Source organism: Cytobacillus sp. FSL K6-0129 (genome assembly GCF_038007625.1).
Classification (GTDB): domain Bacteria; phylum Bacillota; class Bacilli; order Bacillales; family Cytobacillaceae; genus Cytobacillus; species Cytobacillus kochii.
On sequence record NZ_JBBOXM010000001.1, the window covers coordinates 598,926 to 624,909 of the forward strand.

The 25,984-nt window shown below is 36.4% G+C and carries 22 protein-coding genes; 4 read left to right on the forward strand and 18 right to left on the reverse strand.

The genetic code is table 11. The features are described 5' to 3' along the window. Window positions 1-61: 61 nt before the first annotated feature. From MHI57_RS02930 to MHI57_RS02950, 5 genes are all read right to left on the reverse strand, one after another. Window positions 62-1,264, reverse strand: a complete 1,203-nt coding sequence (locus tag MHI57_RS02930; RefSeq protein WP_340974868.1) for an ABC transporter substrate-binding protein — start codon at window positions 1,262-1,264, stop codon at window positions 62-64. Window positions 1,265-1,285: 21 nt separating this feature from the next. Next, a complete protein-coding gene (locus MHI57_RS02935) occupies window positions 1,286-2,668 on the reverse strand; it encodes a dihydroorotase (RefSeq protein WP_340974870.1) in 1,383 nt (460 codons plus the stop codon). A gap of 16 nt (window positions 2,669-2,684) precedes the next feature. After that, window positions 2,685-3,368, reverse strand: a complete 684-nt coding sequence (locus tag MHI57_RS02940; protein WP_340974873.1) for an isochorismatase family protein — start codon at window positions 3,366-3,368, stop codon at window positions 2,685-2,687. After that, window positions 3,365-4,747 carry an FAD-dependent oxidoreductase gene (locus tag MHI57_RS02945; RefSeq protein WP_307313942.1) on the reverse strand — a complete coding sequence of 461 codons (1,383 nt, stop codon included), beginning with the start codon at window positions 4,745-4,747 and terminating at the stop codon, window positions 3,365-3,367. Before MHI57_RS02945 ends, MHI57_RS02940 begins: the two co-directional genes overlap by 4 nt. A gap of 127 nt (window positions 4,748-4,874) precedes the next feature. After that, window positions 4,875-6,197 carry an MmgE/PrpD family protein gene (locus tag MHI57_RS02950; RefSeq protein WP_340974875.1) on the reverse strand — a complete coding sequence of 441 codons (1,323 nt, stop codon included), beginning with the start codon at window positions 6,195-6,197 and terminating at the stop codon, window positions 4,875-4,877. A gap of 226 nt (window positions 6,198-6,423) precedes the next feature. Here MHI57_RS02950 and MHI57_RS02955 point away from each other — a divergent pair, with 226 nt between their 5' ends. The 4 genes from MHI57_RS02955 to MHI57_RS02970 all read left to right on the forward strand — a co-directional run bounded on the left by MHI57_RS02955 (window position 6,424) and on the right by MHI57_RS02970 (window position 10,667). Then, entirely contained in the window at window positions 6,424-7,185 is a 762-nt protein-coding gene (locus MHI57_RS02955; protein ID WP_340974878.1) for an IclR family transcriptional regulator, read from the forward strand. Window positions 7,186-7,191: 6 nt separating this feature from the next. Next, window positions 7,192-8,436 carry a 3-isopropylmalate dehydratase large subunit gene (locus MHI57_RS02960; protein WP_340974881.1) on the forward strand — a complete coding sequence of 415 codons (1,245 nt, stop codon included), beginning with the start codon at window positions 7,192-7,194 and terminating at the stop codon, window positions 8,434-8,436. Next, complete coding sequence (locus MHI57_RS02965) at window positions 8,433-8,924, forward strand: 3-isopropylmalate dehydratase small subunit (protein ID WP_307313932.1); 492 nt, start codon at window positions 8,433-8,435, stop codon at window positions 8,922-8,924. Before MHI57_RS02960 ends, MHI57_RS02965 begins: the two co-directional genes overlap by 4 nt. A gap of 648 nt (window positions 8,925-9,572) precedes the next feature. Beyond that, window positions 9,573-10,667 carry a tyrosine-type recombinase/integrase gene (locus tag MHI57_RS02970; protein WP_307313929.1) on the forward strand — a complete coding sequence of 365 codons (1,095 nt, stop codon included), beginning with the start codon at window positions 9,573-9,575 and terminating at the stop codon, window positions 10,665-10,667. A 637-nt stretch (window positions 10,668-11,304) separates the two neighbouring features. On the opposite strand, the gene MHI57_RS02975 is transcribed toward MHI57_RS02970, so the two are convergent. From MHI57_RS02975 to MHI57_RS03035, 13 genes are all read right to left on the reverse strand, one after another. Further along, window positions 11,305-11,856: an NADPH-dependent FMN reductase gene (locus MHI57_RS02975; RefSeq protein WP_340974886.1), complete on the reverse strand. Its 552-nt coding sequence runs from the start codon at window positions 11,854-11,856 to the stop codon at window positions 11,305-11,307. A 170-nt stretch (window positions 11,857-12,026) separates the two neighbouring features. Further along, on the reverse strand, window positions 12,027-13,946 hold the full coding sequence (locus tag MHI57_RS02980) for a sigma 54-interacting transcriptional regulator (RefSeq protein ID WP_340974888.1): 1,920 nt from the start codon (window positions 13,944-13,946) through the stop codon (window positions 12,027-12,029). Window positions 13,947-14,003: 57 nt separating this feature from the next. Continuing rightward, window positions 14,004-14,945, reverse strand: coding sequence for a phosphotriesterase family protein (locus MHI57_RS02985; protein WP_340974891.1), 942 nt, complete (start codon window positions 14,943-14,945; stop codon window positions 14,004-14,006). A 147-nt stretch (window positions 14,946-15,092) separates the two neighbouring features. Further along, on the reverse strand, window positions 15,093-16,400 hold the full coding sequence (locus tag MHI57_RS02990; protein ID WP_095373288.1) for a TRAP transporter large permease: 1,308 nt from the start codon (window positions 16,398-16,400) through the stop codon (window positions 15,093-15,095). 13 nt (window positions 16,401-16,413) lie between these two features. Beyond that, a complete protein-coding gene (locus tag MHI57_RS02995) occupies window positions 16,414-16,884 on the reverse strand; it encodes a TRAP transporter small permease (RefSeq protein ID WP_340974893.1) in 471 nt (156 codons plus the stop codon). Between the two features lie 71 nt (window positions 16,885-16,955). Beyond that, window positions 16,956-18,011 (reverse strand): TRAP transporter substrate-binding protein, encoded by a 1,056-nt coding sequence (locus MHI57_RS03000; protein WP_340974895.1) that lies wholly within the window; start codon window positions 18,009-18,011, stop codon window positions 16,956-16,958. A gap of 40 nt (window positions 18,012-18,051) precedes the next feature. Further along, window positions 18,052-19,113 (reverse strand): LLM class flavin-dependent oxidoreductase, encoded by a 1,062-nt coding sequence (locus MHI57_RS03005; RefSeq protein WP_340974898.1) that lies wholly within the window; start codon window positions 19,111-19,113, stop codon window positions 18,052-18,054. A 110-nt stretch (window positions 19,114-19,223) separates the two neighbouring features. Further along, window positions 19,224-19,904, reverse strand: coding sequence for a carboxymuconolactone decarboxylase family protein (locus MHI57_RS03010; RefSeq protein WP_340974900.1), 681 nt, complete (start codon window positions 19,902-19,904; stop codon window positions 19,224-19,226). Between the two features lie 183 nt (window positions 19,905-20,087). Further along, a complete protein-coding gene (locus MHI57_RS03015; RefSeq protein WP_340974903.1) occupies window positions 20,088-20,846 on the reverse strand; it encodes an SDR family NAD(P)-dependent oxidoreductase in 759 nt (252 codons plus the stop codon). A gap of 12 nt (window positions 20,847-20,858) precedes the next feature. Beyond that, window positions 20,859-21,653: an enoyl-CoA hydratase-related protein gene (locus MHI57_RS03020; RefSeq protein WP_340974904.1), complete on the reverse strand. Its 795-nt coding sequence runs from the start codon at window positions 21,651-21,653 to the stop codon at window positions 20,859-20,861. A 25-nt stretch (window positions 21,654-21,678) separates the two neighbouring features. Continuing rightward, entirely contained in the window at window positions 21,679-22,443 is a 765-nt protein-coding gene (locus MHI57_RS03025) for an SDR family NAD(P)-dependent oxidoreductase (protein WP_340974906.1), read from the reverse strand. A 30-nt stretch (window positions 22,444-22,473) separates the two neighbouring features. Then, complete coding sequence (locus tag MHI57_RS03030; protein ID WP_307313902.1) at window positions 22,474-23,709, reverse strand: acyl-CoA dehydrogenase family protein; 1,236 nt, start codon at window positions 23,707-23,709, stop codon at window positions 22,474-22,476. Between the two features lie 24 nt (window positions 23,710-23,733). After that, window positions 23,734-25,854, reverse strand: a complete 2,121-nt coding sequence (locus MHI57_RS03035) for an acetate--CoA ligase family protein (RefSeq protein ID WP_340974909.1) — start codon at window positions 25,852-25,854, stop codon at window positions 23,734-23,736. Window positions 25,855-25,984 lie beyond the last annotated feature (130 nt).

Here is a 25,984-nt window from a genome sequence, read left to right on the forward strand (position 1 = left end):
TGAAGGCCCTAAATGTTAATATTGTCTATACATAGTACTCTCTCTTCGTTCCCTCTTTTCATTACTTTGCTGGTAATACAGCGTCGGCATTCTTGTATTCATCAGGGAAAATAACTTTAGTTTCACCGTTAATAATTTGATTTAAAACAGCCTGGGCATTTGCGTTTTGTCCACTTTTATCAAAAATAATTGAATCTTGAGGGAGAATATGCTCTGTTAAATTTGTTTCGGATAAAGCCTTCTTAACTTTGGCCCGATCGGTTGATCCAGCTCTCTCTACTGCATCAATTAAGACTTTCGTGGCAGTATAAGAATAAGCTGCATTCGGCCCCATATGTTTATTAAATAGGTCCTCATACTTTTTTGAAACTTCAATTGCCAGGTTACTTTGAGGGTTGATAGAATAGTTGACATCCATAATATATTGATTGATTTCTGTTTCATCATTAATAAATGCCGTATTGCTAAAAGCTCCATTAGCAACACCGATTATTGCTTTAGGCTGAAAGTTAGATTGTTTTAATCCATTTACCAGTAGCGTGCCGTCACGCAAATAGGTTGTTGCGATTACTGCGTCAGGCTTGAGCCGATTAATTTTATTGATTGTCGATGATAAATCAGCTGTTGTTGCAGCGTGAGGGATGTTATCCAGCACTTCAATTTCGTGATCTGCTGCCCCTTTCTCTATCAAACTAGCAATACTTGTCCCAAAAACTGAGTCCTCATGAACAAGAACAACTGTCTCTAGAGGGGAATCACTCATTTCATTAAGCACATTAAAATAGTCTAAAAAGTTCGCTGCCATAGTCGATGCTGGCGGCTGAACTCTGAAGGTGTATTTAAAGCCTCTCTTTGTAACTTCTTCGACTGTAGCAATATCGACAACGAATGGGATTCCTGCTCTTTCAGCTTCTTGGGTTGCAGGTAATGTAACACCACTTGAATAAGCGCCAATAACACCAACTACTTTTTCACGATCTAACCTTTGAATTTCAGACATCCCTTTTTCTGGTGCACCTTCATGATCAGCTTCTATTAATTCGACCTTTGCACCGCCTAAAGACTCGATTCCGCCTGCTTCATTAATTTCTTCAACTGCAAGTCTTGCTGCATCACGCATTTCCTGACCTTCATTAGCCAATGCGCCGCTTAATGGATGAAGTGCGCCGATTTTAACAATATTCTCATCGTCTGATTGTGCTTCTCCAGTACAACCTGTCAATATGAACAGCGTCGCCAGCATAAGAAAAACGATTTTTTTCAATTCCATCCCCCACTTTTATCATTAAATGGACCTTCTAACGAATTTACCTCTACCACTTTCCTTTGTTGGTATTCCATTGTTTACGATTACTTCTCCTCTACTGATGGTATACACTGGCCATCCTACGGTCTCAAATCCATCAAATATAGAATAATCTGAATTCGAATGAAGTACTTCTGGCGAAATCGTTTTGGCTTTAGCTAAATCCACAATGGCGAAATCAGCATCTGCTCCTATTTCAATTCGCCCCTTATTTTCCAAATTAAACGATTCAGCTACTTGATAGGAAGTGATATCAGCAATTCTTTCAAGCGGAATTCCTCTTTTCATATGACCTTCAGTAATCATCATTGGCAATAGTGCACCAGCACTTGGGAATCCGTACTCTGCTTCAAATACTCCATTCCCTTTAGAAAATTTGGTTGCAAGTGATCCAGGCACATGGTCTGTTCCAATTGCATTCACAATTCCTTCCTTAATCCCCTCCCATAAACGATCTGAATCGTATTGACCATGAATAGGTGGACCTACTTTTGCTTTTAATCCAGTTGAAGATTCTTCTGTTAAGTTCAAATAATGGGGACAAGTTTCTACCTTTACCCCTTTTTCAAGTAGCCAAGGCATCTTTTCAAGCACATCGATACTAGCACCTGACGTCAAATGCACAATAAAAACATTTCCACCAACAATGGAATTAATATACAATGTGCTTAGTAATGATTCTGCTTCCGCAAAACCAGGGCTTGTAAGAGACCATGTTTTTAATCCTTCTTCCGCACCTTCTTCTTTATACTTCTTAATCAAACTGCGATTAATATCCATATTCTCGCAATGAATCGCTAATAGCAGTTTAGGAGAGATAGATTTAAACTTCTCCAGAAGACGCATTAAATCATAAGAAGATAAGTTAATGCCATTGGATATTTTGAATTTATCATTTAATTGTCGTTCATAATTCCTAAAAAACTTAAATGATGTTAGCCCGAAACGTGTAACCGTCTCTTCAAGCTCATCAATGTGCTGTTCTGTCAAAATACCTAAGCTATATGTAAAGTCAATATAACTATGTTTTTCACCGATATCTTGTACTTTAGGAAAAAAATCTAAATAGCTAACTGGTTGCCGATCATAATTGACAATCGTTGTAATACCTCCAACGGCATGCTGTTTCGTATCAAGAAAATCTTTTTCAATTGAGTTATAGATTCCTAGATGCTGGTGGGCATCGATCACTCCAGGGAACACATGTAAACGGTTTGCATCAATTACTTCATCAGCTTCTATCTCTGTGTTCTGATTATAAATACCAGCAATTTTACCATTAATGACACCGATATCAACCGCCTTAACTCCTTCTTTAGGGAAGACGACTAACCCATTTTTAATCAGTTGATTAACCTTCAACTTTAACTCCTCCTTCTTAAAATTGTTTTAGATAATCGTAAATTTCTTCTGACGGTGATACGTCGCAATACTTCATCCATAGATCAAGTAGACCGGCTTTATGAGACAGTTCGATCCGATCATAAACACAGTCCTCAACAACAGCCACATTGAAATTATGCGTGACTGCATCTACGGCTGTTGCACGGACACATCCACTCGTCGAACCACCTACAATAATCAATGTATCGACGCCCATTTTTACTAGATAACTAATCAGTGGCGTACCAAAAAAGGCGCTTGCATAGCTTTTATCAACAACAAGATCCTTGCTTTCTGGCTCAAGTTCAGAAACAATTTGTGCCTCAGGCCTTCCGTCAATGTACTTAGAATTATCTCGTTCAGCTTTAACCGCAAATGAATCAAAATTGATGGTTTTCTTCTGCACATTCCTTGTATAGATTGTTGGTATATTTAATTGATCTGTCAGCTTTTTCATTTTCTTTATTTTCTCGATCGATTCCCATGCCTTTGCACCTCCCCCACTTGGCCATGTTTCAAGCTGATCTGCTATCGGAAGGTTTGCCCCTACATAGTTATGTTGAATATCTATAATAACAAGAGCAGGCTTTTTCCCTAATCCTCTCTTTTTTCCATATCCTCCTTTTTGAATTACCATTCTATCTACCTCAGTCAACATATCTTCCCATGGTCTAGTCATAATATTTCTATCCCTTCATTTAAAATTGATAGTGCCGCATGGTCTCCGGCAATTTTCCCGAAACCTAATGCAGCTAAGAGGCCGTTTCCTGACATATAACCATAAGAATGGTTACCTGAAATTCCAACCGCTGCCCCTCCGCCTGCATATAAATTCCTAATAGAATTACCATTCTTATTTATCACCTGTGCATTGGAATTTATTTGCAAACCTCCTTGTGTATGAAAAAGAGCAGGCGATACCTTGATCGCATAATAAGTTGGGGTAAGCTTCTTCGGCCATTCTGCTCTTCCATATGCATCTCTGCCTTCATCAACAGCTACATCAACTGATTCGAAAGTTTTTTGTAGATTTTCTGCAGGCAAACCTAACAACTTCGCTAACTTATCAATCGAATCACTTGTTTTAAAAGCTTTCATCCCAACAAGCTGGTTAAAATCTTCAATACTAATCAATTGATCGTATATATGCTGATCGAAAATAATATATCCGCATTGGCCAGGCTGACTTAATACTTGCACAGCGAATTCTGAGTATCCATGAGATTCATCGCCAAATCGCTCACCATTTTGATTGACCATAAATCCACCCATCATAACCGTTCCCCATGTAACTAAAATACCTTGTGATTTTGCAACAGCAGAGTGCCCTTGATAACTTGTTAAGGAGGCAAATGATGCCTCTACTTTCTCGCCCATCCTAATAGCATCACCTGTATTTGCTTCATAACCAAAATAGAGCGCATCTGCTATTTCAGGAATATATTTACGTACCATTTCTTTATTTGCCCCAAACCCATTTGTTGCTAGTATGACTTTTTTTGCTTTAATTCGCTGGACACCATCATCTGTTTTTACTTCTATTCCAATGACTTCTTTGTTCTCATTTGTTATTAATTCATTTACCTCTGATTTTAATAGCAAGTATATGTTGTCCCGCTTTGCAACAGCTTGTTTAAGCTTTTTTATTAGTTCTAATCCTGATCTCGAGGGCGGTGCATGCATTCGAAAATTCCTTTGACCAGGATATTTAAACTCTTTTACAAGTGAAAGCTGAATTTGCAACGTATCTGCCATCCACTCAATTAATGGGCCCGATTCTTTACATAAAGCTAAGGTTAAATCATAGTCACTTTCATGATGATTTTTCCTTAAGATATCCTCTGTCATCTCTTCTGCTGTCTCAAAAATTCCTTCCTCTTTCTGAAATCTTGTATTCGCTGCAGGAATCATTCCGGCACTGGCAGCTGTATTGCCCAAAACAAAATCTGTTTTTTCAAAAACTCCTACCTCTAAGCCTTTTTCAGCTGCTGCTAATGCAGCCACCAAGCCGCAACCACCAGCCCCTGCTACAACTACATCTAACTCAGCATCCCACATAATGTTGAATCCTCCAATTTGTTCCATATTGTGAAACTAGTTTCATTTAATTATCATAGTAACACTATAAAATAAATTGACAACTAAGATGTCATATTTATTTACAATATTTTTTATTTTGCAATAATTAATGAGCTGGTCTCAGCAATTCTGTGATTGTTGATATATCTTCCAATTCTTCTAAAGAAAGAATTTTTTCTATAAGATCCTTTGCACGCTGACAGCTAAGAACCTTTCCTAAAGTTCTTTCGCTTTTTTCTATTACTTTTTGTTCAAGTCCTACCTCATGAGCATCTCCGCTAGCTCCACTAACAGTCATCGTAAATTGCTGTTGATTTACCATTTTAAGTACAACACGTGAATCGCGTTGGTCAGGAAGCAATTTTGTCATATTAACATCCTCATGAACAAATACTTTCTTGGTAAAATTGAGCCTCTCTTCGTTCTGACTTTCCTTTGGATAAAATAAGCTTGCCACAGCATAAGGTATAGAAAATTTGCCTGCATATGGATTTTTCACATTTTGATTATTTAGCCTAGCTGCCATTGAATAGGTAAAGATATCTACTCTCTTCACATCTTTAGGGAGGATTGTTTCCATTTTTAATAGTTTAATTACTCCATCCATAGGAGAGTGGCAAAAACGACAAAAGTCATAAAATTTGAAATAAGTTTTCAGCAAGTAGTATTCAACGCCAAGATTTTCTATTAATTTTTCGCTTTGAAAACGCTTTCCTAATATTCCATCACCATAAATTTGCTTCATAGCGTTAGGACTGCTCGAAAAACCAGCTGTAATAAGATGGTCAATTAAAAATGAATGCATATTGTTCAAACCAATGTATACATCCCGTAACCGATGACCTTCTAACACAGGCTGCCATAAAGATACATTAGGCAATGAGCTACTTAAATAAAATCCTCGCTCGTAATCACTTGCATGATAGTTTTTCAGTTTACCTAAAGCAAATATAGCCCCAATTACTCCCCAATTTCCATGGGGATGTATGTCGTCGCGCAAGGTAATAGCTGCCCCTGCTCTAGTTGCAATCTCATAGGCGAGTATAAAGCTTTCTAAAAAACTTCTTCCATTGCAGTGACTCGTTTCAGCATAGGCCAATAAAGAAGGAAAGAAGTGACAACTTGGATGCCCTTTTGCTATCGGATTACCTTCATCCATCTCCTCACTCACCATTGCAATCCCATTAATAAAGGCTGCCATCTGAGGGTTAATAGAAGCTTGTCTGCCTACAATAGTTGCGTAGCCTTTATTGGCTTCATTCTGACTGATATCCTCTTGTAGCTTGAGCATATGTGAAGACTGATTTCCATGGATAATGGCAGTTATTGAATCAAGAATGATTAATTTCGCTCTCCGTTTTACTTCTTCTGATGCATTATGAAGTTGAAATTTGATTGCGTACTCACTTAAAACTTGTTGATATTCCATTCAGACACCTTCTATTGTTCCATATTATGAAACATGTTCTATTTTTTATAAATTCTATCACTATTTAAATTTTTAAGTCAATGAATTTCATTAAAAAGTTTTGAATTAATTTTAAATTTTAATAAATCTGATAATTGTATTGACTTCTCCTAATACTTCCCTTACGATGTTTGTATGTTCGTATCGTGAACATGTTGTTCATAATATGTAATAAGGGGATTAAAAATTGAAAACAAATGAAACTGAAACGGTTCAATCTGTTGAAAGAGCGATTGAACTATTATATTGCTTCACAACACGAACACCGGAGCTTTCACTCAATGATATCGTCAAACGCACAGGGCTGAATCGGACAACGGTCTTTCGATTACTCTCTTCTTTGATGAAAAAAGAACTGATTAATAAAAATGCAGCTATGAATACTTACCGACTTGGTCTACCTTTTATACATTTCGCCCAGATTGTTACTGAAAATCTAGATTTAAGAAAAATGGCCCTGCCTATCATGAATGAGCTTAATGAGATTACGAAAGAAACAATAAGTTTGAATATCATACAAGGAGCTTCGAGAATATGTATTGAGAAATTAGAGGGAAAGGAAGATATTCGACAGTTTATCAACTTAGGCATTCCTTACCCTCTTTATAAAGGGGCTTCAGGTAAACTGCTGCTTGCCTTTTCTAAAGACGAACTAATTGAAGAAGTTATTGAAGGATCCGGATTGACGAAGAATGAAACAACAGAATTAAAAAAAGACCTCTTACTTTTCCAGGAGCAGGGATTTGCCTTCAGCATGGATGAACGAATTATCGGAGCATTTGCGATTTCCACCCCCATTTTAAATAGCCAGCAGCAGCTAATTGGCGGACTCTCTATCTCAGGGCTATCAGCAAGGCTAGATAATAATAAACAGTTATTTATAAAAGCAGCCATACAGTCAGCAAAAAAATTATCAGCTATGATGGGTTATCAAAAATTAGGAGGATGATTCATTATGGGACAAACCATTATTGAAAAAATCGTATCAGCACATGCAAATAAACAAGTTAAGCAAAATGAAATTGCAATTGTCAATGTCGATGGTGTGATGGCTACCGACACAACTGCCCCTCTTACAATTAAGGCCTTTCAGGATATGGGTGGATGGAAGGTATGGGATGCAAAAAAGGTTTTCCTTATTATTGACCATGCTGCACCAGCGCCTAACGAAAAAATCGCAAATCTTCATACATTCATGAGAGAGTTTGCGAAAGCTCAGAATATAAAGCTTTACGATATCGGTGAAGGCATATGTCATCAGCTGATGGTAGAAAATCATCATGTGAAGCCAGGTCAATTATTTTTAGGAGCGGACTCCCATACTTGTACATATGGTGCATTGGGTGCCTTTGCTACAGGTGTGGGTTCAACCGATTTGGCAGGAGTCATGTTGACAGGGCAAACTTGGCTAAAAGTACCTGCTTCATTCAAAATCACTTTGAATGGAAAGCTGCAACGAGGTGTGTCTGCTAAAGACTTAATTTTATATATCGTCGGTCAGTTAGGAATTGAAGGTGCAACCTATAAAGCAATCGAATTCACAGGCCCTGCAGTCGAATTACTTTCACTTGATGACCGGATGACTCTTTCCAATATGGCCATTGAAATGGGAGCTAAAGCTTGTTTTGTTGATACTACAGGATTAGAGCTTCCATACGATTTTGATCATATATATGGTGATGAGGATGCAGCGTATGAAAAAGAGTTTTTATTTAATGTCAGCCAAATTAATCCTGAAATTGCCATCCCTCATTCTCCAGACAATGTAAGAGATATTGCTGAAGCCATTAACACACCTATCCAAATGGCTTTTATCGGAAGTTGCACAAATGGCAGATTGCAAGATTTACATGCGGCAGCAGAGATTTTAAAAGGAAGGCATATTCATCCAGATGTTCGTCTAATCATTGCTCCCGCATCGCAAAAGGTATTACTAGATGCACTAAAGGATGGGACTGTGGAGATCTTAACTGCAGCAGGTGCATCCTTCATATCTTCAGGCTGCGGGCCATGTGTTGGGACGCACCAAGGGGTACCAGGGAACGGAGAAAACGTTATTTCGGCGACAAATCGTAACTTTCAAGGTAGAATGGGAAATCGTCACTCCAATGTATACTTAGCATCTCCAGCAACTGTTGCAGCCTCCGCCTTGAATGGAAAAATCACTGACCCTACAACACTAAAGGAGGCATTTTCTTGATTATTAAAGGTCAAACACATGTATACGGAGATAATATCGATACTGACCGGATTATACCCGGAAAATACACTAAAACACTAAATTTACAAGACTTAGCCGATCATGTCCTTGAAGATTTAGATCCTGAGTTTCGCACAAGAGTAAAACAAGGTGACATCATCGTGGGAGGAAGCAACTTCGGCTGTGGCTCATCAAGAGAACAGGCCCCTCTTGCGTTAAAAAAAGCAGGGATCTCTGCCGTTGTTGCGCAATCCTTTGCGCGCATTTTCTTCCGCAACGCAATCAACATTGGCTTGCCTGTTATTGAAGTGAAGGATCACTCTATCAATATGAATAATGAAGTAGAAGTAGATTTAAAGAACGGAAAAGTGACAAACTTATCAAAAAATGAAGTATATGAGGGGACACAAATCCCTGAGGTAATGGTAAAGATACTAAATGAAGGTGGATTAGTCCCTTATTTGAAGGAACATAAAACTTATTCTTAATCCCATTTTGGCGCTTTTTATTGACAATTATAAGAGAGATGAAAGACATAGATATATCATGCCTTCTTCTGTTCGACTATAAGGGAGCTTGCATGTACCACTGGAAATTAAGATTTCCAGTGGTACACTTGCTCGAATCGTAGGGCATTTATGCAAAACATTGTTTTTTATAATCAAAATACATGTAAAAATGAACTTAGGGAAAATAGCCAACTTATTCCTGGCTTACATATGTACAATTAATGAACAAAAAGCTCTCCTTTGTAGAAGCAAAATCGACGCCTTCCGATTCCATACCTAGCACATTGCCACTTCTTTTTGATTTCATCCCTCCTAGTGGTTTTTAGCTAAATCTCATTAATTATAATATTTTATTATATTTACTAATAATATTTTTGAAATCTGATTCTTTCATTTATCTGAATAATATCCCTTTATACCAAGAGATATTTTATAAGAAACGAATGAGTAAATACCTATTAAAAAAAAGATAATTTCGTCTGAGGGCGATTCTCAAGCATCCTAATTACTGGAAAAATATAATTTTATTTTCATAGATTTCTATGATAATATATAAGTAAAGATAATTACGCATTATCTTTACTATACATAATATAATTATTGTTAATTATAAAGGAGTTCCTTCTTATGGATGAATTAATTTTATTACATACCATTTCAAATGAAGATTATTTACGGCAATTACAAAATCGGCTAGCATCTAGTAACTTACTAGATTCCAATCGAAATCTCAGCTTGAAAAATGCAAGTGATCAAGAATTACTTGAAATGTTTTTTGTCGTAAAGATTTTTACAAGTAATAAAGAGTTATCTCCCCATACTTTGAAAGCTTATCGTACAGATGCAAAAACATTATTAATTTTTATGAATGATCATCAGCTTGGATTTAGAGATATCGGTTTTCCAGAAGTGAAAGCCTATAATCATTATATTAATGAAAAATATGCACCAAAATCGGCAATTAGAAAATTAGAATTTTTTCGGAGAATATTAGACTTTGGCTATGAGACACAATTTTATGTCGCACATTTATCTACGTGGGTTTCGAAACCTTCTAGTAAAAAAGGGCATTTTGCCCAACCGGATAGCGGTCAAGTACGAGAACTAACACCTCATGATGCTGAACATTTGATAGCCTGCTTTCCCCAAGTTGTAAAAGCAAAGAAAAATCGAGAGGCCTTGCAAAATCGCAACTTATTAATTGGATATTTACTTTATACAACCGGTATGCGTGCCAGTGAGTTATTAAGCTTGAACTGGGGAAGTTTTCGTATTAACCGTAGAGGAGCACTTTATGCTGATGTGTTAGGAAAAGGAAAAAAGCATCGTTCCATACCCATTCGAGGAGAAGTAAAAGAAGTTCTCTTTACTTATCGAGAAAGTATTTGTGCACCGATAGAATGGAATAGCAATGATACAACGCCTCTCTTCTTCTCCCTCTACAATAAAAATGATATTGAGACAGATCCAAAGCGCTTGTCCTATCCTGCCTTGTATAAAATTGTAAAAGAAGCCGTTACCTTAGCAGGAAAACAATCAAATATCTCCCCGCATTGGTTCAGACATACATTTGTTACGATGTTGCTCGAAAACGATGTCCCCCTTGCCGTTGTCAAAGATTGGGCTGGACATGCAGATATATCGACTACCAATATCTACTTGGAAAGGATTAATCAAGATGATTCATTTAAACATTTACAAAAAGTGTCTATATTTCAATAATACCCCTATAAAGTTTGTTTTGCATGCCATCCCCTTTTGAATGTTTGAGGCAATGGCTTCGGACTATTCGCCTGTTTATCTTTAAATTGGTGAATAGTCATATCTATCAAGAAAAGAATATAAGCTTTTTCTCTATCACTCTGCATTCGTTTGTCGTTTGCTACCTTTAGATTTCATGTCAGTCCGTACCCTTTAGTTTAGCTCATTACAATTTTTACCTTTGCTTATGTGGGAGTACTCAATAAAGGGGCTGGGTAATCACTAAATGAGCTAACCTTAAAAACAATCAGTAACAAATGATGATCTTAAGAACATCATTTGCAAAAAAGTCCTTACCATTGTGCTACAGACACTCGCTTTCCGAGATAAGGGGCTGAGCTTCCACGGCATTGCTTGCGGGGTCGCAGCTTTCCCATTTCACTATTTACATCATATAAGGAAATCATTACAAAAAATCCGAATGATTAGATGTTAGATACGCCTAATCACTCGGATCAATCCTTAGCTAGAATACTTATGTCCCAACCTCTTTTGAAAATATGATGATGTCTAACAATAAGATGAAAATAAGCGCTACTACATGCGGAGATAGGCTGTTTGATTTTGAGTAATCGCTATCTTCTTATTGAGTCTCTTCCTATTTAATATATTGTGTTTTAGATAATGCTTGATTCATATAAGCCAGTTCACTGGCTAAGTTTTTCACTCTTAATAAGACATCTTTATCAATTAGTTCGTTCTTATGATTGAAATGATCAATATGTGCGTACACATAGCTTGGAGATACATATGCACGAAAATAGCCTGCAATCGGTTTTAATTGATTTTCAATTACGAGATAATGTTGATATGTTCCTCCTGTCGCAATAAATCCCATGACTTTGTTACGAAATACATCTGGAGGAACTAAATCAAACAAATTTTTAAGTACGCCTGTTATCGATCCTTGAAAAATAGGTGATCCGATAACATAAAAATCAGCGTAAGTGATGGTTTCAATCACTTTTTTTGTATCATCATTGTAATCAGAAGGATGTCTGCCATCACAAAATTGCAGGTCAAAATTCTTTAAGTCTAGTAACTCTACTTCTATTTCAGGGTGAATTGATTTTAATTCATCTAATACTTTATTTACTACGACTAACGTTTTCGAGCCTGTTATTGTTCCAGAAATCCCTAATAATCGCATCCTTAATCTCCCCTTTATTTAGCATTGTTAATATAAGATTAAGTTGCAATATTTATGCCAATTTAAAAAGTAGTGATTAGATGACACAGCTTATTTTATATGTATCATATTCGAACCAATATGATGAATTTTGCAACATTGGGAGCGTTAAGATTCGACGATGATTATATTCAAATTAATTCTTCTTCATTTAACTTCCGCCATAATGTACTTCTGCTGATCCCTAGTAATTTTGCTGCCTCACTTTTGTTCCCATTTGTTTTATTTAGCACATCTTTGATTGTACTCATCTCTGCCTTTTTTATTAGATCTTGATATGACGTATTTTCGGCATAAAGGTCAGCACTTAATTGTGAAAAGTCATTATCCTCTAATGTTTCAATTAAATAATTCATTAACTCTTTTCTAGTCAACTTTATTGGTGACTCTAAGTAGGCAAATAATCGTTCAAGATTGTTTTCCAATTCCCTGATATTTCCCTGCCACTGGTACTCTGCTAATAGTTCTGTCATTTCATAAATGTGCTCATTTATCGTATGTGAAAAATGAGGATATCGCTTGGCAGTATAAGATAAAACCAAATCTTCCAAATCTTCTTTGCGTTGATTTAATGTCGGTAAAATAAGATTTAATACACTAATACGATAAAATAAATCTAAACGAAACTCACCTTTCCTCACTTTTTCAAGCAAGTTCACATTTGTAGCAGCAATAATTCTCACGTCTATTGGGATAATCGAAGCACTTCCCACACGTCTAACGACTTTTTCTTGAAGAATTCTTAATAATTTTGATTGCATGCTTAATGGGATTTCTCCTAATTCATCTAAAAATACAGTACCTTTATGAGCAAGTTCGAATAAACCTGCTTTTCCCCCTTTTTTTGCGCCTGTAAAAGCACCTTCTGTATAACCAAAAAACTCTGATTCAATTAAGTTTTCCGGGATTGCTGCACAATTGATTGCAATAAAAGGTTCAGATGAGCGAGAGCTTTCATTATGTATACTTTGTGCAAAAAGCTCTTTCCCAGTTCCTGATTCTCCAATGATTAAAACATTTGCATCGGTTTTCGCAAACTTTCTGGCCTTTAACTTTGTCTTTTGAATCGCTGTACTCTTACCGACAATATCATGAAAGTCGTAAATGGCGCGATTGGATTGATCATATAACTTTTTTCTTATTTTCTTTTCATGTTTTTGTATCTCGTCCGTGTCCGAAATAATGATAACCGTTCCGTCAAAAATATCTTTAACATAGATTGGGAAGGAGTTTAAAAATAAAGTTTTGTTTTTATAATCAAGTAATTTCCCCTTGATAAGAACATTTTGTTTTGAGCTTTTAGAAATAAAACCAAACTCCCCAATTTCATTGATTGAAATTCCTTTCAAATCTCGATATTTTTGTAGATCTAACAATTCGATTGCTTTTTGATTGATTTGAAGGATTCTGTTTGTTACGTTTAAACTAATGACACCTTCATTAAAATGTTCTAATATATATTCTTGACGTTTTAAATTACTTTGCTCTTCAAATCTCCCGGCTAATACATTGAATGCAATATCGACTGCCTGTTTTACACTTTCTCTTCCATACCAAATGAACCCGCTTAATCCTTTTTTAATAGCTTTAGAGACAATTAAGCCAGAACCTATGACACTTTTTTGTTTGTTCGCAACAAGCTTATCTATTAAATCATCAATGGACTCTACATTCGGATAAGAGTATTGGTTAATCTTTATATTCAATAAATTTTCTAAATCCGACAAATCTTCCTTAAAAAACTTTTCTTTATAATTAATAATATTAATTTCATTTCCAAGTCGTACGGCTTGATTTAATGCTTTTAGAAATTCATTCGTTTGTACGCGAAATGGAATCAAATGCCCTCTAACATGACGCTTCTTAAACTCTTCATAAATGGTAGCACCACAAATTAATACATCATCATTTTGTATATAGGTAGGGTTTTTCAAAATATCTTTTGCTTCTAATTTTTGTACTACTAATTCTTGGAAATTTTGTTTCCTTATTGAGATTTCTTCTTCGACAAACACATCCAAAGGTGAAAAACCAGTTACAAATAACTTCATCCTCATCCCCCCTTATCTAACGATATTAATGAAACATTTGGGTATGTTGATTTTCAATTAATTTAACCATGTTTTCACATTTTCATAGAGCATCGTATGGATTTGTTCTACACTTACCCTATCAGCTATCAACATAGGAACCACTTTATCTAATAAAAATGTCATTGACCAATCGGGGTATACTTCCTTTTTAAAACTTTCAGGTTTATATCTATCTGTCGTACAACAATAATCTTGTGATAAAAACATTCTATTAGTGTATCCTTTTTGAATAAGCGCGTTTATTGTCGCATTTCGTCTTTCTGTTGATAAAGTAGAGGTAAGACCATAGCGGTCCATTCCGATATAAACCCCTTTATCTAACAATCTTTCGAGATAACCCAGTTGGTCAGTGTCCCCACAATGACCGATTAGGACTTTATTCAATTGAACGCCTTCCTCTTCAAAAATTTCAATTTGAGTGAGGCCATTTTCTTTGGAGGGTACTGAATGAGTCATGATAGGTACTCCTGTGCGGAGGTGTGCCCGAGCGACTGCTCTTAAAACTTTTTCTACTTGAGGAGTAAGACCAGGAACATCCGTTGCACATTTTAAAAAGCCTGCTTTGATCTCACTATTTTGAACGCCTACTTCAATATCCCTTACAAATTGTTCTACCATAAAGTCGATGTCATTGAACATAAAGCGTGTCGGTAAATAATGAAATGTAAAGATACCTGTAGCAGCAATGATATTTACTCCTGATGCCCTAGAAACCCTTTGCATAAATCTGACGTCACGATCTAGTCCCATTACACTTGGATCAAAAATAGTCTGTACCCCTTGTTTCTTAACACCAAGCACTTGTTCTAAAGCTAATTGATATTCTTCATCATGATTGTATAAATGGGGGAATTGAACAGCGACTTCTTCTGCTCTTGTCCTTAAATGTTCATGGATAAGTGTTTTACCTAGTTTGTTGACTTCAATTGGCCCGGTAACCGAATGAATTACTTTCATATATTCAACCTCCATTCATTTTTTAATTATTTCATAAATTTATAATTTTGAATACAAATGAAGGGAGAAGATAGATGTAGTAAACGTTTTCATTTTCACCTTCTCCCTGATTGAAGCAAGTTGGATGTACTTTTGAAGAAAATTGAATCACCTTACGTAATTCGGTAGAAATAGGGCGATTTCAGGGAAAATATATAACAATATTATTAATGATAGAATTGGAATCATGAACAATAGTGCGCCTTTAAATATGGATTGAAGGTCAAGGTCGTCCACGACGCCCTTCAACACAAAACAATTCATCCCAACTGGTGGTGAAATTAAGGCCATCTCTACGAGGAGAACAATAATTACGCCAAACCAAATCAAATCAAATTCAAGCGCTTGAATGATTGGCATGATGATTGGGATTGTGACGACAATCATTGCCATTGTATCCATAATGGCTCCTAAAATTAAATACATAAGCACAATGAGTAAAAAAATCATTGTTGGTGATAATTCTTTACTAAATAAAAAGTCGGCTAATAGATTCGGTACTCTCGTAATCGTCAAAATAAAGTTTAAGAGAAATGCCCCCATCACAATAGCGAAAATAAAACCAGTCGTTTTTACTGTACTAAAAATCGCTTCACGAAATCGAGCGAATGTCAGTTTTTTTCTTAATAAGGCAACAAGTAAAGCACCTAATGCCCCAAAACCAGCTGCTTCTGTAGCGGTGAAAAATCCGATATATATTCCACCCATAACTAGGATAAATAGTAAAATAATCCATATATTCGTTTTTAAAGATTTAACTTTTTCACTCCAAGGTACGTTGTTCTCATAAGTCCCCGAAACTAAACTAGGCTTGATCAATATACTAATCCATATCGTTAGCATAAAAAAAAGCGTCAATAAAATTCCAGGTACAATGCCTGCCATTAGTAACTTGCCTATAGATTGCTCGGTCATCATGCCATAAAGAATGAACATGGTACTTGGAGGGATAAGTATGCCTAATGTTCCTCCTGCGACAATCGATCCACCTGTTAAGCTTTTTGCATAGCCTGCTTTGAGCATTTCTTTTGATGCGACGACTCCAATGGTACCTGTTGTTGCTAAACTCGAACCTGATGAAGCGGCAAACATAGCCGATGCCCCAATGGTTGCTATACCTAAGCCGCCTTTAAGCTTGCCAAACCAATTCTTGAATGCGGTGAATAATTCGTCACTAAATCCAGCAACATATAAAAATTGTCCCATTAATACAAATAGAGGAATGGTACTTAATGTATAGCTATAACTATGGTGCCAAATGATGCTTTCAATAGCAGTAAACAATGCATTTTCACTTTTTAAGACTAAAATACCTATACAGGCAGGCACCGCCATTGCTACTACAATCGGTATTCTTAAAAACATTAAAATAAACACAAAAACTAAAACAAGCACACCTATAGCAGATACATCCAAACGAATCCCCTCCCTACTTTCCTTGTGTGAGCAACTTAATGTTACCAACAATCTGCTTGATTGATTCAAATCCCCAGCCGATGAAACCAAATATTAATAGGGCTTTAAAGTAGAAAAAAGGTATCCTGAGAATGATAGAGGCTTCGGCGAGATCAAATTTGATGAAAAAAACATAAGCAACTAAAAAAGCAAAAATAGTAATTAATATAGAAGAAATTAAATCAATCACATATTGAACTTTTATTGGGAAATGATCTGCTAGAATCCCTACCGAAATATGAGCTCTATGATATTCAGTATACGAAAGGGCACCGACAATCAATGTAACCATTGTTAATTGGACAAGCTCAACATCACCGACAATCGGACTACCTAAACCTCTTGATATAGCTGAAAAGGCAACAATTATCATCATTACTATCAATGAGAGGAATGCCAACCATTTATTGATTTGATTACATATGGAAATTATTTTCGCCCACATTTTTAACCCTCCAATCACAAATGATCATTACTATTAAAATATGTTGGGGCTCACTTGGTAGCCCCTTTTCACTATTCTGGAATGATAATCCCTTTTTCTTCAAGTAGACTTGTAAAGTACGCCATCATTTCTTCGCCAGGATAGCCTCTCTTATTTGCAATTTCTACCCACTGATCCATTACAATTTTTGCAGGTTTTCTAAACATAGCTAGTTCTTCTTCAGTAGGAACGATCACTTTACCTCCATCTTCTTTTACATTCAATTCAAAAGTATCTATCGCCTTGTCAGCACTTTGTGTGTAAAGGTCTGTAATCAAACTAGCGTATGCAGGGCCAAATTTTTCATAAAACATCTCTTTTATCTCTTCAGGTAAGCTCTCTAAAAAATCATGATTCATCATAAACATTTGTGTTGCCACACCAATATCTAATTTCGTCATATAAGGGCTCACTTCTTCTAATTTGAATCCATTTGCACCGACTGCAGTGTAAGCAACGGAATCGACTATGCCTTTTTCAACAGATTCATATAATTCTGTATTATTCAGAGATACTGGTATGGCGTCTAACTCTTTGAATAACTCGATTCTTTCAAGAACTGAATCGGCTATCTTCAGTTTCTTTAAATCCTTCATCGTACGAATTGGTTGAGTACTATATAATTGATAAGCGTCAGTGGAAGAAATTGACATAAATTGTCCTTCTTTAAAAGTATCTTTCATATATTTATCTTTGAATTGAGTAAGGACAGATTCTGCGATTGCGGGGTCATCAATTAGAAAAGGCAAATCACCAATAGTTAACGGGAAAAGGTCTGTATCTATATGTCTACCTGGTGATACAATTCCAGCTTCATAAAGGCCTGATTTTATATCTTCATAGGCAGAAGAAAGCTCTCCTAAAGCAGCACTAGGGAAAATATTAACTTGAACAATCCCATTCGTCTCTTCTTCAACCATTTCTGCCCACGGCTCTGCTACTTGTTTGGTAAAAGGATGTACAGGTCCGGCTGAAACATTTAAGTTTAATTGATATATTTTTTCGCCGGAAGCTGTTTTTTGAGAAGAACAAGCTGATAAAAACAAGAGTGAAATGAACAGTGTAACTATTATTGCCTTGTATCTCATAAAGTTCCCCCTTTTTAGTAAACGTTTTCATTAGGACGCATTAGCGAATGGAATGTTCTGTCTGCGAAAAATATGGCATCACTTTTTCTGAGAACAACTTCATCGACTTTAACACTTGCCGTTGTGGTTGACCGCCAATATTCATCCAAAGAATCATATTATTTAAACCTGTAATTCTCTTGTATTCTTGTATATCATGTATTACTTTTTCTGGTGATCCAACTAATGTATTCTCCGATTGTAAAAAACGTTGGTAATCTATATTTCTTTCTCTATCAATCACACCAAATGTTGGTCGGTTATCCCTTTCACTCATATACCATTCAAGCCCTTTTCTATATTCCTCTTGTGCTTGTTCAGTCGTTTCTGCAACATAGCAGAAAAGTAACTTTCCAGATCGAGCAACCGCATTTTCAACATATTCAGGAGTTAAACCTGATTCAAGTGCAGACTTTTTATACAATGCAATCTTGTGATTCGTATCTTCATTTGTTATTCCTCCTAGAACAAATGAATGCCCCTGTTTTGCTGCATTAATGATAGAAGAATCATTACCAGATACCATTACAAATATCGGTGGTCCTGAACGACGGACGGGTCTTGGGTAAACAGGAATGTCTTTGATATCAAAGAATTTTCCTGCATAAGTAACCTTCTCATTTTTCAATGCGGTTGTAAGAATATCTAATGACTCTAAGTATTTTTCATGACGTTGATCAAAGTCAATATTATATGCTTCATATTCTAATGCATCGTAGCCTTTACCAACGCCTAAATACAATCTACCATTACTGATAATATCGACTAATGCCATATCTTCAGCTAATTGTAATGGATGATGGAGAGGTAATCTAGAAACGGCAGAGCCCAGCATAATTGTATTCGTTTGTGCGGCTGCAGCTGCCAGATAAACAGATGTAGAACTAACAACACCATAAGCACGAGCATTATGTTCAGCAATCCATGCTGAATGAAATCCTAATTGATCAGCACCCTTTATTTGTTCTAATCCATCACGTAACTCTTCTGCATCAGTTTTCCATGGGGCTACCGAATTCAAGAAGAATAGTCCAAATGTCATATCTTTTCCTAAAATAGGCATTATCCAACACTCCATTTCATTTGATTTTCAACTTTTGACTAAAAATTACAAAAATTTAAACAGAGACTATAATTGTATCTTTAGAATCCCTTAAATCTAAGGACTTCTTTTTATATGTCTGAAAGCGCTTCTTCCAAAATGGGCAAGCTTATATGAAAAGTACTACTGCCTTGTGTACTGACAATTTTTAAAATTTCCATTATCTCTTCAAAGCTAGCTCCATACTTCAATGCATTTCTTATATGAATTCGAATCCCATTCTCGAATAAATGTGTTGTAGAGCTATCGATTGCAATATAAATAAATTCTTTTAGCTTTGCACTGATGATGTCTTTTTCCCAAGGGTTTGTTAAAACTTTAAGATAACTTTCAAAAAATGGTTCATCATTAACTAGAAGTATGTCACGAAAACGGTTCCAATAGCCCATTTTCTTTATAAACTGATCTTTTTGTTCCTTTTGGCTTTCGTTCAACTTTACAGGCATAGAATCGTTTGAGTACGCATTATATTCATCTACTAAAATCGGTATTCCTACTGCACAAGTATGCATGCCTAGCACACTAACGAGTTTAAGAACCTCGAAGATTTCCTCTTTTTTTGCCCCGTGATTGATTGCGTTTTTCATATGCATTTCTAGTTTGCTTTGGCAAAGGTTTGTCGGAGAAGCGTTTATTGCGATATGAATCAGCTCAATTGTTTTTGCATCAAAAATACTATTTGTATAAGGAGTACATAAGAAGTCTTTGTATATATGATAAAAGTCAGTATCGAAAGTCGATATATAATCCATTATCGAATCCCAATAACCCATTTCTTTTAGTTAATCTTTTGCGATGGTTTTTTTAGTATTGCCGTTAGTTTTCAACGATAAAACCTCCTTCCGTAGGACGAAGAGATGGATTGATCCGTCAAGCAAAACTGGTGGCTTAACTTGTTCTACATGATCAATTTTTCTATCCCCTTTTATAGTCTGTTAACTATTTGGAGCTCCTGATACATAGATGATTTGCCCTGTAACGTAATCGGATTTTTCTGTTGCCAAAAATTCAATTACATTTGCCACATCTTCTGGTTGACCAATTCTTCTTATTGGATTCCGATTGAGTATCGCTCGCTTCATTTGATTGAAATTATCAATTCCCCTCTTATGTGCATCGGCTTCAGACACTTTACTCATCTGTGTTTCGATATAGCCGGGGGCAACCGCATTAACATGGATGCCGTGGGGACCAAGTTCAATGGCTAAAGATTTTGTCAGTCCTTGAATGCCTGCTTTTGCAGCAGCATAGTTGACTCTTCCTTGTGTACCTAGAGCTGCGACGGATGAAATTAAGATAATCTTTCCTTGTTGCTGTCTCTTCATATAAGGTGTAACCGCTCTACAACAATTAAAGGAACCTTTTAAATTTACATCAATGACTGTATCCCACTCATGATCCAACATATCATCAATTAGATGATCTTTTAATATTCCAGCACAATTGATCAAAATATCAATGCGATTAAACTTTTTATATACACTCTTTACAGCTTCTTCAACCTCTCTTCTATTCCTAATATCTACTTTTATTTCCTCAATATCGTCTTGATAGCCCTGCCATTTTCCTTGTTGTAAATCAAAAACAACTACTTTTGCTTCCTCACTCAACAATTTCTTCACTGTTGCTTCGCCTATTCCCCCTGCACCGCCTGTAATAATAGCCACTTTCCCTCTGAACATCCTGATAGGCATCCATTCCTCCTTTTAAATTTCTTGTTCATTAAACCATTGAATGGTTGGCTTAAGGCCCAATTCATTTATTTTCTCTCTAATTGATTGAATCCCTTCAGTCGTATGGATAATTGCATCCTGTTCTGGACCGAACATCACACTCGTTCTAAATCCTTGAATGTCCATTACGCGATTATGTGCTTGCTTCTTTAACTTCAAAATATCAAGAGGTGTTTTGGCAATTCCTTTAGCAATTTCTAATGTTTTATCTTCTAATTCAGCTTCTTTAAAACAACGAGCGGCAAATCCATACTCTGTTGCTTCAATACCTGTTATTCTACTTCCAGCTGTTAAGTCTAGTAATTTTGCTCGTTGATGCCCAATATGCCACCCCCAATAAATCCCGACAAATCCTCCTCCAAGAGGCAGAGAGGGAAAGCCAAATTGGGCATTCTCCGCTGTGATGACAAAGTCACATGAAGCTAATAGCTGTGTACCCCCTGCCAATGCATAACCATGCACTTGAGCAATGATTGGTTTGGGAAAGGCCCATATTCTTAACCATCTTTTCGTAAATTCCTCTAATTTATCTCGGTCTTCAGTGACAGTCGGATGACTGTACTTACCAACATCGTAGCCTACACTAAAGGCTCTCCCACTTCCTTTTATAATGACTACACTAATAGAATCATCTTGTTCAATTTCGTTTAGCGCTTGATCAAGTTCTGTTAACAGCTGGTTATTTAAAGCATTTAATTTTTCTGGGCGATTCAGTATGATATAGGCTATTCTTCCTTTTCTTTCTTTTAATACTGATAATTCAGACATCTGATAACCTCCCATATATATTTTTTTAAAACCCACCACCACTAACATCCAATGTTACACCTGTAATATAAGATGCATCGTCTGAGCTTAAGAATGTAACAGCAGCAGCTTGCTCATGAGGTGCGGATGGTCTGCCGATTGGAACATTTCTTAATGTAGATCCAACATCTCGGTTCTTCCATATTTTCTGCATTCTCTCACCACTAACACAATAGCCTGGAGCAATTGCATTAATCCTAAATCCTGATGGGGAAAACTCTTTTGACATATGCTTAGTTAAACCTATAACAGCCGCCTTTGCTGCACTATAATGTGGCCTCATCGAATTATTTGGGTTGATTGCTGCTTGTGAAGCCATATTGACAATTGTTCCTTGTGTCCCTTTTTCAACATGATTTCTAATAAACGATTGAGATACGAGGAAAATACTTTTTGTATTTAAATCAAATACACGATTCCACATGTCTTCTGTTAGTTCCAATAGATGAATGGGGTGTTCCATACAACCTCCACCCGCATTATTTATTAAAATATCGATAGTACCTAGTTGTTTCCAACAATCTTTGATGACATTGTTCACTTGATTACTCGATGTGACGTCACAAATCTTCGGTAGGCAAGAACCAGGAACTTGATGATTGATTTCATTACAAGTGACATGTAAAGATTGTTCGTCTATATCTAATACAATCACGCGAGCTTCTTCTTGAACAAAACGCTCGACAATTGATCTGCCAATTCCTGAGCCTCCTCCAGTGACGAGCGCAATCTTGTTTTTTAGTTTCCCCATTTCAGCTCCCCCTTGTAATAATCCTTCTGTTTAATTAAAGTTCAAGTCACCTTTTAATAGGCTTCTAGCTATTGTTCGTCTATGGATTTCTGATGTACCATCAGGGATTCGCAGGATTCTGGCATAACGGTATCCTGCTTCAAGCTTTAATTCATTTGAAACGCCGACTCCTCCATGAACCTGGATGACTTTATCATATACACGCCCTAACATTTCCGTACAGTAAGCTTTTACCATCGAGATTTCTTTCACCGGTTGTTTTTTCGTGTTTTCAATTTTCCATGCGCAATGTAAAGCCATATTCCTAGCAGCATAGATATCCATGGCAGATTCTGCGATCATATTTTGAATAGTTTGGTGCTCACCTATTGTTTTTCCAAACGTTTTTCGCATATTTGCATAATCTATTGCCTGTTTCAATGCCCATTGAGCAGAACCGATACATTTCCCGCTCATCCCTAATCTGCCATTATTAATCCCGTGCATAGCTTTTGTAAAGCCTTGATCTAATTCTCCAATAATATTTTCTTCTGGAACTCTTAATTGATCGATGCTAATAATTCCAGCATCCCCTCCTAATTCCCCCATAACTGGAATGACTGAATCTACGTTGAAGCCTGTGCTATTTGTTTCAACAAAGAAACAAGTAATTCCACCTTTTCTCTTCGCATGTAATTCGGGATTTGTCACTGCAAATAACATACAGTAATCCGCATAAGGTGCATTCGTTATCCACTGCTTTGTTCCATTTATTACCCATTCATTGTTCACTTTAACAGCCTTTGTTTTAATCCCCCAAACATCAGAACCGGCATCTGGTTCAGTTAAGCCAAAGCATAATGTTTTCTCTCCCTTTCTTATCCCATCTAGATACTCATCTTTTAATTCTTGTTTCAACCCTCTCAGTACTGGTGTAATTCCATTGGTAAATGGAGAGGGAATCACTATAGGGTCGATTAGTTTTCGATTAGGATAGTTTTTTGCAATCGCTTCTTGCGTTAATAATGCCGTAATAGGTCCAAGTTCCTCTCCCCCTAGTTCTTTGTCCCCGAACATTGTATAAAAGCCAGCTTCTGCTGAAGCCACTCTTACTTCTTTTCTTAAGCTCTCAACCTTTGGATGACGCCTACCATTTTCTAGATAATAATTCCTTTCATTGTAGAGTAATCCTGCGTTTTCTTCTTCTAAAGGAATGACCTTTTTATCAATAAATTGTTTTAAGCCGTTTATAATTTCTAAAGTTTCTTCTGGTACAGTAAAATTCATGCATAATCCTCCTTCATTATTTATTTAACTTAATTTCATCAATGCGTCCGCAACCTTTACACCTTTCCTACCTTCAAACACCATAATAGGGTTTAGGTCAACTTCCTCTAAAACCCCTTCTTGCATACTGATTACAAAACTAAACTGTGAAATGAGATTACATAATGAGTCAACATCGTACTGAGTTTTTCCTCGAAACCCTTTTAAAATCTGGCTTGCTTTTAATTCCTCTACCATTTCTTTCGCAACTTTTGGCGATACCGGCGCTTTTCTCATTGAGACATCCTTAAAAACTTCAATAAAAATTCCGCCTAAACCGACAAGTATCATTTGGCCAAAAATAGGGTCTCTCTTTGCACCGACATACATTTCTATCGAATGATCGTTTATCATTTCCTGTATTAACACGCCATCAAATGCTGCCTCTTCTTCGTTTTGAATAATCGTTTTAATTTGATTGAAAACTTCTTTTACTTCTTGGTCACTGTTAATATTTAATTGCACTAGTCCCTTTTCAGTTTTATGTAATATTTGTGGTGACATGCCTTTTAACACTACTGGATACCCTATTGAATTTGCCGATTCCACCGCTTCTGTTGGAGATAGTGCCAATTGCTCTACTGTTATAGGAATCTTGTAATGACTTACTATTTGTTTGCTTTGAAATTCTGTTAACGCTTTTTTACTAGAGTATGAAATGAATTGATTGATTCGATCAAGCGGTATCCTCACACCCTCGTCAGCAGACATTTCTTCTAGATGGTTTTTAGATTTTCTCAATTCATTCATTGCGGAAAGAATCTTTACAGCTCTAGTTGGGTCTTCATTTAAGACCATTCCCGATTCATGGATTAATTTTTTTGCTTCGGGATTACATAATGTAACCATGACACAAGGAATATCAGGAAATTGTTGTTTCATATGCATCAGAGATGTAAGCTTTGTAGCTAATGAATCCGGTTTCAATCCTGAAAAGCCTAAGAACACTATTGCTGCATCATATTGCCCACTCTCTAAAACCGCTTTCATAAAATCTTCTAATAATGTCGGCATGTAAGAGACTTGTGCTGTAGTATCGAGGGGGTTTTTCACTCCAGCAATAGGAATAATTGATTTTAAATGTCTTTGAACTTCTTTAGGCGTTTCTGGTAAAGTGAGTCCGTTTTCTATTACTTGGTCGGAAAGCATAATGCCTACACCTCCAGAGACCGTAAAAATGGCTACGCGGTCCCCTTTCATCCGCGATAATTGTGCGAATGCGTTTGCTACATCAATAAACTCATCGATCGTCTCTGCCCTGTAGACGCCGTACTGTTTAAAAATCGTGTCATATACCGAATCAGAGCCGACCATTGAACCGGTATGTGACATAGCCGCCTGCATACCTACATCTGACTTTCCAACTTTTAGTAAGACGATTGGCTTTTTCTTTTGCGCAGCTAACTTAAACATATTGATTAATTTTTTTCCATCTTTTGTTCCTTCAAGATAACAGGCAATCACACTTGTTTTATCATCATGTACCAAATACTCGATGCAATCTGCCACATCAATATCACTTTCATTTCCAGTGGCAACAAAGTGACTAAAACCGATATGATGTTGTCTTGCTAAAGTAAAAACATGTGATCCAAATGCCCCACTTTGACTGACGAAACCAATTTTCCCTTCAGGTAATGGTTCTTCGTTTTCTAATATGGTGGAAAAGGTAGCATACATTCTTTTACTTGAATTAAATAACCCTAAACAATTCGGCCCTAATACTCTAATATGATGTTTTTTGGCAAGGGCAGTAATTTGCTCTTGGTCTTTTTTGCCATCTTCCCCTAATTCTGAGAAGCCAGCACTAAAAATAACAACAGACTTCACATTCTTTTTGATACAAGCTAGAAATGTATGGAGAACTAATTTTTGTGGCAACGCAATAATTGCTAGATCAATCTCACTTGGAACATGCATAATGGTCTCATAACACTGCATGTCTTCGATCATTTCATAATTAGGATTAACTGGAAAAATGCTTCCTAAGAATCCATATTTCAATAAATAATCTAACGGTCTGCCACCAATTTTTTTTTTGTCAGGGGAACAGCCTATAATGGCAATACTTTCAGGCTCAAATAGAGATTTTAATTCATTCCGCATAAAAGACTCCTTTCATGAAGTAATTATTAACCTTGTTGCAATTTGTGTGCCAAAAAATTTAGAATAATTAAAATAATGGAGATAACTATTCTTGTTATAGAGAATCTTAAGTGACGGAGGGTGAAATTCA

Coding starts and splice junctions, on each gene's coding strand:
- MHI57_RS02945 (WP_307313942.1), bottom strand. CDS start 4,747: ATGTGGGATGCTGAGTTAGATGTAGTTGTAGCAGGGGCTGGTGGTTGC.
- MHI57_RS03035 (WP_340974909.1), bottom strand. CDS start 25,854: ATGCGGAATGAATTAAAATCTCTATTTGAGCCTGAAAGTATTGCCATT.
- MHI57_RS02970 (WP_307313929.1), top strand. CDS start 9,573: ATGGATGAATTAATTTTATTACATACCATTTCAAATGAAGATTATTTA.
- MHI57_RS03010 (WP_340974900.1), bottom strand. CDS start 19,904: ATGGATTATATATCGACTTTCGATACTGACTTTTATCATATATACAAA.
- MHI57_RS03015 (WP_340974903.1), bottom strand. CDS start 20,846: ATGCCTATCAGGATGTTCAGAGGGAAAGTGGCTATTATTACAGGCGGT.
- MHI57_RS02960 (WP_340974881.1), top strand. CDS start 7,192: ATGGGACAAACCATTATTGAAAAAATCGTATCAGCACATGCAAATAAA.
- MHI57_RS02995 (WP_340974893.1), bottom strand. CDS start 16,884: ATGTGGGCGAAAATAATTTCCATATGTAATCAAATCAATAAATGGTTG.
- MHI57_RS02975 (WP_340974886.1), bottom strand. CDS start 11,856: ATGCGATTATTAGGGATTTCTGGAACAATAACAGGCTCGAAAACGTTA.
- MHI57_RS03025 (WP_340974906.1), bottom strand. CDS start 22,443: ATGGGGAAACTAAAAAACAAGATTGCGCTCGTCACTGGAGGAGGCTCA.
- MHI57_RS03020 (WP_340974904.1), bottom strand. CDS start 21,653: ATGTCTGAATTATCAGTATTAAAAGAAAGAAAAGGAAGAATAGCCTAT.
- MHI57_RS02940 (WP_340974873.1), bottom strand. CDS start 3,368: ATGACTAGACCATGGGAAGATATGTTGACTGAGGTAGATAGAATGGTA.
- MHI57_RS02980 (WP_340974888.1), bottom strand. CDS start 13,946: ATGAAGTTATTTGTAACTGGTTTTTCACCTTTGGATGTGTTTGTCGAA.
- MHI57_RS02950 (WP_340974875.1), bottom strand. CDS start 6,197: ATGGAATATCAACAAGTTTTAAGTGAGTACGCAATCAAATTTCAACTT.
- MHI57_RS03000 (WP_340974895.1), bottom strand. CDS start 18,011: ATGAGATACAAGGCAATAATAGTTACACTGTTCATTTCACTCTTGTTT.
- MHI57_RS03030 (WP_307313902.1), bottom strand. CDS start 23,709: ATGAATTTTACTGTACCAGAAGAAACTTTAGAAATTATAAACGGCTTA.
- MHI57_RS03005 (WP_340974898.1), bottom strand. CDS start 19,113: ATGCCTATTTTAGGAAAAGATATGACATTTGGACTATTCTTCTTGAAT.
- MHI57_RS02985 (WP_340974891.1), bottom strand. CDS start 14,945: ATGAAAGTAATTCATTCGGTTACCGGGCCAATTGAAGTCAACAAACTA.